The 9400-nt window shown below is 51.0% G+C and carries 11 protein-coding genes and 6 tRNA genes; all 17 read left to right on the top strand.

Annotated elements, in window-relative coordinates; all coding sequences use genetic code 11:
- Positions 1-332 precede the first annotated feature (332 nt).
- The 17 genes from cysE (at position 333) to IJN28_04030 (ending at position 9294) form a co-directional block, all read left to right on the top strand.
- Entirely contained in the window at positions 333-995 is a 663-nt protein-coding gene (gene cysE, locus IJN28_03950) for a serine O-acetyltransferase (GenBank protein ID MBQ6712930.1), read from the top strand.
- 1 nt (position 996) lies between these two features.
- Complete coding sequence (gene cysS / locus IJN28_03955; protein MBQ6712931.1) at positions 997-2433, top strand: cysteine--tRNA ligase; 1437 nt, start codon at positions 997-999, stop codon at positions 2431-2433.
- Complete coding sequence (locus tag IJN28_03960) at positions 2430-2915, top strand: ribonuclease III (protein ID MBQ6712932.1); 486 nt, start codon at positions 2430-2432, stop codon at positions 2913-2915. Before cysS ends, IJN28_03960 begins: the two co-directional genes overlap by 4 nt.
- A 1-nt stretch (position 2916) precedes the next feature.
- Positions 2917-3618, top strand: coding sequence for an FAD-dependent thymidylate synthase (locus IJN28_03965; protein MBQ6712933.1), 702 nt, complete (start codon positions 2917-2919; stop codon positions 3616-3618).
- 1 nt (position 3619) lies between these two features.
- Positions 3620-4360 (top strand): 23S rRNA (guanosine(2251)-2'-O)-methyltransferase RlmB, encoded by a 741-nt coding sequence (gene rlmB, locus IJN28_03970; protein MBQ6712934.1) that lies wholly within the window; start codon positions 3620-3622, stop codon positions 4358-4360.
- On the top strand, positions 4360-4875 hold the full coding sequence (locus tag IJN28_03975) for an NYN domain-containing protein (GenBank protein ID MBQ6712935.1): 516 nt from the start codon (positions 4360-4362) through the stop codon (positions 4873-4875). Before rlmB ends, IJN28_03975 begins: the two co-directional genes overlap by 1 nt.
- Positions 4876-5053: 178 nt before the next feature.
- Positions 5054-5788 (top strand): RNA polymerase sporulation sigma factor SigH, encoded by a 735-nt coding sequence (gene sigH / locus IJN28_03980; GenBank protein ID MBQ6712936.1) that lies wholly within the window; start codon positions 5054-5056, stop codon positions 5786-5788.
- A gap of 65 nt (positions 5789-5853) precedes the next feature.
- A complete protein-coding gene (locus IJN28_03985) occupies positions 5854-6933 on the top strand; it encodes a 6-phosphofructokinase (protein MBQ6712937.1) in 1080 nt (359 codons plus the stop codon).
- 124 nt (positions 6934-7057) lie between these two features.
- Positions 7058-7846 (top strand): undecaprenyl-diphosphate phosphatase, encoded by a 789-nt coding sequence (locus tag IJN28_03990; protein ID MBQ6712938.1) that lies wholly within the window; start codon positions 7058-7060, stop codon positions 7844-7846.
- 135 nt (positions 7847-7981) lie between these two features.
- The gene (locus IJN28_03995; protein MBQ6712939.1) at positions 7982-8257 is read left to right on the top strand and encodes a hypothetical protein; all 276 of its coding nucleotides are present in this window, start codon (positions 7982-7984) and stop codon (positions 8255-8257) included.
- 177 nt (positions 8258-8434) lie between these two features.
- A tRNA-Thr gene (locus tag IJN28_04000) sits at positions 8435-8510 on the top strand.
- A gap of 4 nt (positions 8511-8514) precedes the next feature.
- A tRNA-Tyr gene (locus IJN28_04005) sits at positions 8515-8599 on the top strand.
- Between the two features lie 9 nt (positions 8600-8608).
- Positions 8609-8684 (top strand) — tRNA-Met (locus IJN28_04010).
- A 14-nt stretch (positions 8685-8698) separates the two neighbouring features.
- Positions 8699-8774 (top strand) — tRNA-Thr (locus IJN28_04015).
- A 12-nt stretch (positions 8775-8786) separates the two neighbouring features.
- A tRNA-Met gene (locus IJN28_04020) sits at positions 8787-8863 on the top strand.
- A gap of 178 nt (positions 8864-9041) precedes the next feature.
- Complete coding sequence (rpmG, locus tag IJN28_04025) at positions 9042-9206, top strand: 50S ribosomal protein L33 (protein MBQ6712940.1); 165 nt, start codon at positions 9042-9044, stop codon at positions 9204-9206.
- 15 nt (positions 9207-9221) lie between these two features.
- Positions 9222-9294: transfer RNA gene (locus tag IJN28_04030), tRNA-Trp, on the top strand.
- The last annotated feature ends 106 nt before the right edge of the window (positions 9295-9400 follow it).

Genomic DNA, 9400 nt, shown 5'->3' on the forward strand with positions numbered 1-9400 from the left:
CTTGAAATAAAAAAGAAGATTGACGGAAAGGGGAACTTTTCGTATAATCTGTACATAACATATACCACATGCACAGATGAGGAGAGTACGCTCACAGCACCATGCAGAGAAACGCGGTCGTTGGCTGAAAGCCGCGTTATGGGAAGTGAAGCGGAAGTGCACCTCGGAGCAAGCAGGCTGAACCTTCAGTAGGTCTGCTCGGCAGCAGCCGTTATCCTGCACGCAAGTCGCCCTGCAATCATGGGCGAGAAGCAGAGTGGAACCGCGGGCCGCCGCCTCTGATACGAGGTAGGCGGCTTTTTGTTTGAAAAAAGGCGACAGGAGGAAAAAGGATGTTCAAACGGTTAAAAAAAGATATTCAAGTCGTATTCGACCGTGACCCTGCGGCACGCAGTGTATGGGAAGTCGTGCTTTGTTATTCGGGCTTGCATGCGATCTGGTTTCATCGTCTGTCGCATAAGCTCTACCTGCGCGGATGGGTACTTCTCCCGCGTATGATATCGAACTTCGCCCGTTTCGTGACGGGTATCGAGATACATCCCGGTGCGACGATCGGTGAAGGCCTCTTTATCGACCACGGCACCGGTATCGTCATCGGCGAAACGGCAGAGCTCGGTAAGAATGTCACGCTGTATCAGGGCGTTACGCTCGGCGGTACAGGCAAAGAAAAAGGCAAGCGTCACCCGACCATCGGCGACAATGTCGTCGTAGCCAGCGGTGCTAAGGTCCTCGGCTCGTTCACCGTCGGTGAACATGCGAAGATCGGCGCAGGCTCGGTCGTTTTAAAAGAAGTACCGCCGTATGCAACGGTCGTCGGTATCCCCGGTAAGATCGTCTGCATGTACGGCGAAAAAGTCCGCGGCGGAGAAGACGATGTCGATCTCAGACACGATCAACTTCCGGATCCGGAAGGTGAGATGCTCTTCTGCATGCAAAGACATATCCAGTTGTTGCAAGAAAAAATCACGAAACTCGAAAAGGAGCTGAAAAAATAACATGGCACTTCGCGTATACAATACGTTGACGAAACAAAAAGAAGAATTTATCCCGAAAGAGGAAGGCAAAGTCGGCATGTACGTTTGCGGTGTAACGCCGTATAACCACCCGCATATCGGCAATGCTCGTCCGTTCGTAACGTGGGACGTTATCAAACGCTACCTCACGAAAAAAGGCTATCAGGTAAAACACATCCAGAACTTCACCGACGTTGATGACAAGATCATCCGTACGGCAAATGCAGAAGGCGTGACGTGGAAAACGATCTGCGACCGCTACATCGACTCGTATTTCGAAGTCATGGACAAATTGAACGTTATCCGTGCAGAGATCTATCCGCGCGTATCCGACCATATGCAGGAAATTATCGACATGGTGCAGACGCTTCAGAACAAAGGCTTCGCGTATGAAGTAGACGGCGACGTATATTACAGCGTAGAAAAATTCGACGGCTACGGCAAACTCAGCGGTCGTGAACTCACCGACATGAAAGCAGGCGCACGTGTCGATGTCGACGAGCGCAAACATCATGCGATGGACTTCGCTCTCTGGAAAAGCGCGAAACCGGGCGAACCTGCTTGGGACAGCCCGTGGGGCAAAGGCCGCCCCGGCTGGCATATCGAATGTTCGGCAATGTCACTTAAATATCTCGGCAACTCGTTCGACTTCCACGGCGGCGGCAGCGACCTTATCTTCCCGCATCACGAAAATGAAATCGCACAGTCCGAAGCTTGCAGTGGATGTGAACCGTTCGTACGCTACTGGCTCCACAACGGCTTTATCACCGTCAACGAAGAAAAAATGAGCAAATCGCTCGGCAACTTCTTCACGGTACAGGATATCCTCGAACATTACAAAGGCGAAGTGCTTCGTTTCTTCATCGTATCGACGCACTACCGCTCGCCGCTCGACTTCAGCGACGAACGATTGACCGAAGCGGCTCGTTCGCTCCAGCGTCTTGAAGTGGCGAAAAAAGCGTGCGATGAGCTTGCAGGTGTAAAAGGCAATGCTGACAGCCAAGAAGCACAGGCACTTCTCGCATCGGCAAAAGAAGCGATGGCAAACTTTGATGCGGCTATGGAAGACGACTTTAACACGGCGCTTGCGATCAGCTACTTGTTCGCACTCGCGAAAGAACTCAACATCTACCATGCGGCAGTGATGAAAAACAGCAGCCTCCACAACAGCGAGCTGTTCCAAGAGGCACAAGGTATCTACATGGATATGGCGAACGTCATCGGTATCCTCGAGCAGGAAGAAGAAGCGGCAGAGGACGACAATCTCGCTTCCGACTTGATGGAGCTTATCATCGAAATTCGTCAGCAGGCACGCCAAGAGAAAAACTGGGCAGTAGCCGACCGTATCCGCGCTCGTCTTGGAGAACTCGGCATCGTGCTCGAAGATTCTCCGCAAGGCGTGAAATGGAAACGCCAATGAAACTGTTCCGTTTTCGCAGATTCCAAAATGAACGCGAGCGTCTGTTCCAAGCGGCGCTGACCGATATCCCACAGAAAGACGTAGCGCCCGAGCAGATGAATCCGCTCGTCCTCGCCTATATCGGCGATGCGTATTTTTCGCTCTATGTTCGTACGCGCATGATCGCATACGAAAAAAATAAAATGCAGGCACTCCATGCCGTCGATGCCAAGATCGTTTCGGCATCGATGCAATCTGTCGCGTGTCATACTATCGAAGAAGAACTCACCGATACCGAACGCGAAGTCCTGCGCCGCGGCCGCAATGCCAAGTCGCAGGTGCCCAAGAGTGCCACCGTCGGCGAATACCGTGCCAGCACCGCATTCGAAGCGATCCTCGGCTACTGGTATCTCAAAGGCGATATGACAAGACTTGACGAGATGGCGGGAAAAGCGTTCCGCGCCATCCTTACGGCTATGAATGAAGAAAGCGAGGGGAACTAATATGAAAGTACAGTTGATGCAGCATACCCCGAATCCACAGCGCGTCGTCGCCATGGCGGCAAGACTCTGCTATTCGCCCGTTGGTGCAGAAGAACTTGCCGAAACGATGACCGACAAGCAGGTGGAAAATCTCCTCAAAAAGATCGTCGAACTCGGACACACCTCGACGCTCGAACACGTTACCTTTACCTTCGCTATCGAAGGCGTATCGCGTGTGTTGACGCACCAGCTCGTGCGCCATCGTATCGCATCGTACTCTCAGCAGAGCCAGCGATACGTCAGCGAACATGATTTTGAATATATCGTACCGAAGACTATCGCGGCGAACGAAGAAGCGCTGGCAAAATTCGAAGCACTCATGCAGACGGTACGCCAAACGTACGATGACCTCGTAGCTCTCGGCGTTGACAAAGAAGATGCGCGTTACTCGCTCACCAACGCGACCGAAACGAAAATCGTCGTCACGATGAACGCACGCTCGCTCCAGAATTTCTTTAACCTGCGCTGCTGTCAGCGCGCACAGTGGGAGATCCGCGAAATGGCGCGCCTCATGCTCATCGAAGTGAAAAAAGTCGCTCCGATCCTCTTTGCCAAAAGCGGCCCCGCCTGCGTCGCGGAAGGCTTCTGCCCCGAAGGCAAAATGAGCTGCGGCAAAGCGGCAGAGATGCAAGCTCTCTACGCATCGCTCGGTCAGGAGGCGTAACATGGCAAACGAAGAGATCTTAGTCGGACGCAACAGTGTGATGGAAGCACTCAAAAGCGGCCGTTCCATCAACAAGCTCTGGATCGCCAAAGGCGACCGCCAAGGCTCGCTCCGCGAAATAGCAGGCCTTGCTAAAAAACAAGGCATCATCGTACAGGAAGTCGATGAACGCAAAGTAAAAGACCTCGCAGGCGATATGCGCCATCAGGGCGTCCTCGCTTTCGTCAGCCCTGTCGAATACCAAGACTGGGAAGACGTTCTCTCCGATGTCATGGCGCGCGGAGAAGTACCGCTCTTTATCCTGCTCGACGAGCTCGAAGACCCGCACAACCTCGGCGCTATCCTTCGTACGTGTGATGCGTCGGGCGCACACTGCGTGCTCATTCCGAAACGTCGTGCGTGTCCCCTCAATGCCACCGTTGCCAAAACGAGCGCAGGTGCCGTCGAATACGTGCCTGTTGCACAGATCGGCAATATCGCGCAGACGATACGCGCACTCAAAAAAGCAGGCTTTTGGGTCGTCGGTGCCGACATGGACGGCGCGGAGAACTTCTACGATGCCAACCTTACAGGCCCGCTCCTTCTTATCGTAGGAAGCGAAGGCAAAGGCATGGGCAGACTGACGAAAGAACAATGCGACTTCCTCGTCAAGATCCCGATGCACGGACGCATCAACTCGCTCAATGCTTCCGTAGCCTGTTCGCTCCTTCTGTACGAAGCAGAGCGTCAGAGAAACAAATAATGAAAAAAACGTACCTTCTTATCGACGGCTATAACGTCATCCATGCATGGCGTACACTCGATAAATGGGGCGATGATATGGCGGCGGCGCGCGACGAGCTTCTCACGATCACAGCCGATTACAGCGCGTATCGCGACTGCTTGTCGATACTCGTATTCGATGCGCCGTCCGCGCCCATCTCCTCGGTAGAAGAAAACTCGGGCGTGACTGTCGTATTCACGAGCGAAGAAGAAACGGCAGACAGCTATATCGAACGAACGGCTTATCAGCTCGTCAGACAAGGCGAGACCGTATACGTCGTCACCAGCGACGGGCTTGAACAATCCGTCATCTTGGGTGCAGGCGCATACCGCATCAGCGCACGCGAATGGCGCGAAACGATCAAAGCGGCGAAAAAAGAACGCCGCAGGAAGTATCAGACGCGCCCTTTGGGTGACCGCAGCGAACTGGCCGCGCGTCTTTCCGACGAAGTCCTCGCCAAACTCGAAGCACTCAGACGAGCAGAACTGAAATAGGCGATAAAAAAGGGAATCGTTACAATAACTGAAAGTGATACTTGACGTTAGATGGCGGCTGGCGTATAATTTGCTATGTACCGACATATCTTGGTATGTTCAAAGGCATCATGGTTTCTTCGGATTCGGTGCGTGTCAAACGAAGTACATGACCGAAGAAGCAGAAGGAGGCGGTGCGATGAAACAAAATTCACAGCAAGATGAATTGTATCGTGGATTTGAAAGCATGACTGATGAAGAAGTCGTAGTAGAGGCCAAAGAACACGACAACAGCGCGGCACTCGACTACTTGATTCATAAATATCGCAACTTCGTACGAGCAAAAGCCCGCTCGTACTTCCTGATCGGTGCGGACAGAGAAGACATTATCCAAGAAGGCATGATCGGTCTTTATAAGGCGATCCGTGACTTCCGCGCAGATAAGCTGTCCTCGTTCCGCGCGTTCGCCGAACTGTGCGTACAGCGCCAGATCATCACGGCGATCAAGACAGCAACAAGACAGAAACATATTCCGCTCAACTCGTATGTATCGCTCAACAAACCGATCTACGATGAAGACTCGGACAGAACGCTCCTTGATGTGTTGTCGGGCTCGAAGATATCCGACCCCGAAGAACTCGTCATCAGCAGAGAAGAATTCATCGATATCGAAGCGAAGATGGGGCAGATCTTAAGCGACCTCGAGTGGAAAGTACTCATGTCGTACCTCGACGGCAAATCGTACCAAGAGATCGCCGTTGAGCTCGGAAGACACGTTAAATCGATCGACAATGCATTGCAGCGCGTTAAGAGGAAATTGGAACGATATCTGGAAAACCGCGCAGACGATACGGATGTGACGGGAGTATACCAAGGATTATCGGGTCTTAACAGAAGCTTGTATCATATTGCAGAGCGTAAAGCAGAACGATAAAAACATCCTGTTTCGGGATGTTTTTTCTCTTATTTATACAATGAGGAGGAATCGGTATGAAAACGATTCGAAACATTGCCGTCTTAACAGGCGGCGGCGATTGCCCGGGACTTAATGCAGTCCTTCGCGCAGTAGTGCGCACGGCGATCTCGCAAGGTGTCAGCGTATGGGGCGTCAAAAACGGTTTTGGCGGTCTTGTAAAAAATGAAATGATGTATCTCGGCATGAATGACGTAGCAGGCATTTTGCCGCGCGGCGGTACCATTCTCGGTACGACGAACCGTGATAACCCGTTCCATTTCAAGACGGTCGAAGAAGACGGCACTGTCGTCTACAAAGATATGTCGGGCGTCGTACTCGAAAACTTGAAAAAACGTGAGATCGACGCACTTCTCGTCATCGGTGGTGACGGCACCATCAAGATCGGCGGAGAGATCGCCGAGCTCGGTGTTAAAGTCGTCTGCGTGCCGAAAACGATCGACAACGACATCGCCTGCACCGAACGTACCTTCGGCTTCGACACGGCTGTCGGCGTTGCAACGGAGGCGCTTGACCGTCTTCACACGACGGCAGAATCGCATCACCGCGTCATGGTACTCGAAGTCATGGGCCGTTATGCAGGCTGGATCGCACTTCATGCAGGTCTTGCGGGCGGTGCAGACTGTATCCTGATCCCCGAAATTCCGTACGACATTCGTGCCGTACAAGAAAAGATCAACCGTCGTCAGCAAAAAGGCAGCAAATTCAGCCTCGTCGTCGTCGCAGAAGGCGCGGCACCGATCGGCGGCGAAATGGTCGGCGTAGAGCGCAAAGAAGGCACTGAAAAACTTCGTCTTGGCGGGATCGGCAATATCCTCGCCGAACAGCTCGAAGAACTCTGCGGTGTAGAAACACGCTGCACCACGCTCGGACATCTCCAGCGCGGCGGCTCGCCGACAGCATATGACCGCGTGCTCGCAACGAGATTCGGCGTTGTCGCAACAGAAGCACTCCTTGGCGGCAAGACCGATATCATGGTCGCACTTCAGAATAATGAAGTCATCGAAGTACCGCTTAGTGAAGTGGCAAAACAGTCGGCACTCGTACCGACAGACTGCGAGCTCGTTCGTTCGGCAAAACGCATCGGCATCTGTTTCGGTGACTGATAGCATCAGAAGGAAGTACTCTGAAAATGAGTGCTTCCTTTTTTGTGCAAATGATAAGGAAATAGTTGTCTTTCCGCTTAAACTGTGTATAATAGAAAAAGCAATACAATATGGAGGTACATCTATGAATGAATATATCATAGCGATCATACTCGGTATCATCGAAGGTGCGACCGAATTCCTTCCCGTATCCTCGACAGGACACATGATACTCGCAGGCTCCATGATGGGGTTCACAGGTGAAGTCGCGACCGTATTCGAAGTCGTTATCCAATTCGGTGCCATCCTCTCCGTCCTCTTCATCTATCGCGATCGCTATCTCAACATGCTCCGTCCGAAAGCGGGCGGCAAACACCTTACCATGATGCACGTAGCCGCAGGTATCGTACCTGTCATGGGCATCGCATACTTTTTGCACTCTCCCATTAAGGAATACTTATTCTCGCCCATGACAGTCATCATGGCACTCATCGTCGGCGGTCTGTTTATGCTCTTTGCCGAAAAAGTGTCGAAAGAGTCCCGCATCACCGATGTCGACCAGCTCACCGTCAAAGAAGCAACGCTCGTCGGTATCTTCCAAGTCCTTTCCCTCTGGCCGGGATTCTCGCGCTCCGGCTCGACCATCGCGGGCGGCCTTCTCCTCGGACTCTCGAGAAAAGCTGCGGCAGACTTCTCCTTCATCATCGCCGCACCGCTCATGTTCGTAGCCTGCTCGTATGACTTCCTCAAGATCTACGACAAGCTCTCCATGGACGATCTGGCCATGTTCGCCATCGGATTCGTCACCGCATTCATCTTTGCGTACGTGTCCGTCATCTGGTTTTTACGATTCCTCAACAACTCGTCCTTGGCATCGTTCGCCTACTACCGCTTCCTCTTGGCGGCCGTATCGTATTACTACTTCTTCTTTTAAAAGACAAGACTGCTATCCATTCGGACGGCAGTCTTTTTTTGTATAGAGAAACATTATTGATGATAAAACAATAAGATAGACATAAAAGTACGAACATGATACGATGAAAAAAACAGCTCGAGAGGGGCGGATAGAATGAAAATAGTGAACGGATTATTGGCAGGTAGTCTTATTGCGGTAAGTCTTATGGGTATGAACAACGCGGCATCTGCACAAGAAGTCGAGATGGCGTATGGGAATGCCGCTCTTATGCAGCAGGCGCAAGGTGTGCAGGTGAGCGGTACAGACGGCCTGCAGAAATATTACAAAGAAGATTATGACTGCGAATTCGACCACGACGAATACGGCGATTATCACGACGACCCGCGCTACGACCGCGGTGAATATGACGATGACTGTTTTGAAGATTAAGTGTGGCAGATAAGCGAAAATAAATCAAAACTTCTTTTGAAAACCCCTTTACAACGGAGTATGGATGTGATAATATCTATAACTGTCGGTACACGATAAAAACAACTTCAAAAAAAGTTGAAAAAAGGTATTGACAAATCACAAGGATGCGATATAATAAAAAAGTATCCTAGATACGCCGATATAGCTCAATTGGTAGAGCAACTGACTTGTAATCAGTAGGTTGGGGGTTCAAGTCCTCTTGTCGGCTCCATGATGGACAGGTTCCCGAGTGGCTAAAGGGAGCAGACTGTAAATCTGCCGGCTCCGCCTTCGCTGGTTCGAATCCAGCCCTGTCCACCATTTCTTCATCGCGGGGTGGAGCAGTTGGTAGCTCGTCGGGCTCATAACCCGAAGGCCGCAGGTTCAAGTCCTGTCCCCGCAACCAAATTATGCTGATGTGCTGGTGTAGCTCAGTCGGCAGAGCGTATCCTTGGTAAGGATAAGGTCACCGGTTCAATCCCGGTCACTAGCTCCACAAACTCAATATGGCGGCGTAGCTCAGTTGGCTAGAGCATGCGGTTCATACCCGCAGTGTCCGCGGTTCGAATCCGTGCGCCGCCACCAAATTTACAAAGCGGCTCCGTTATTATACGGAGTTTTTGTTTTGATAAAAACACGTTTTCGGAAAAAATATAGCATACCCGGCAGCGTGGACTATTGACATAAGAATATAAGTATGCTAAATTATTATAGTGGCACTTTGGGTAAGTGTCTTATTTACAAGGTAAGAGGGGTGCGAGACATGGCAAGCAAGGGTAATCGCAATGCTGTTACGTTGGCTTGTGTAGATTGCAAACAGCGCAACTACCAGACTAACAAAAACAAAAAAAATGACCCGGACAGAATTGAACTCAGCAAATATTGCAAATTCTGCCACAAACATACAACACACAAAGAAACCAAGTAATTTGGGTTATTTGATAGGGGTATAGCTCAATTGGTAGAGTAGTGGTCTCCAAAACCATTGGTTGAGGGTTCGAGTCCTTCTGCCTGTGCTAATTAAAATAAAATAGTTCAAACAAAAAATGAAAAGGTTTATAAACTACATTAAAGAATGTTATACTGAGTTAGTCGAGAAGACTTCTTGGCCAACTTGGAAAG

It is taken from the genome of Selenomonadales bacterium (assembly GCA_017442105.1).
Taxonomy (GTDB): domain Bacteria; phylum Bacillota; class Negativicutes; order RGIG982; family RGIG982; genus RGIG982.

Coding starts and splice junctions, on each gene's coding strand:
- cysE (MBQ6712930.1), top strand. CDS start 333: ATGTTCAAACGGTTAAAAAAAGATATTCAAGTCGTATTCGACCGTGAC.
- cysS (MBQ6712931.1), top strand. CDS start 997: ATGGCACTTCGCGTATACAATACGTTGACGAAACAAAAAGAAGAATTT.
- IJN28_03960 (MBQ6712932.1), top strand. CDS start 2,430: ATGAAACTGTTCCGTTTTCGCAGATTCCAAAATGAACGCGAGCGTCTG.
- IJN28_03965 (MBQ6712933.1), top strand. CDS start 2,917: ATGAAAGTACAGTTGATGCAGCATACCCCGAATCCACAGCGCGTCGTC.
- rlmB (MBQ6712934.1), top strand. CDS start 3,620: ATGGCAAACGAAGAGATCTTAGTCGGACGCAACAGTGTGATGGAAGCA.
- IJN28_03975 (MBQ6712935.1), top strand. CDS start 4,360: ATGAAAAAAACGTACCTTCTTATCGACGGCTATAACGTCATCCATGCA.
- sigH (MBQ6712936.1), top strand. CDS start 5,054: ATGAAACAAAATTCACAGCAAGATGAATTGTATCGTGGATTTGAAAGC.
- IJN28_03990 (MBQ6712938.1), top strand. CDS start 7,058: ATGAATGAATATATCATAGCGATCATACTCGGTATCATCGAAGGTGCG.
- IJN28_03995 (MBQ6712939.1), top strand. CDS start 7,982: ATGAAAATAGTGAACGGATTATTGGCAGGTAGTCTTATTGCGGTAAGT.
- rpmG (MBQ6712940.1), top strand. CDS start 9,042: ATGGCAAGCAAGGGTAATCGCAATGCTGTTACGTTGGCTTGTGTAGAT.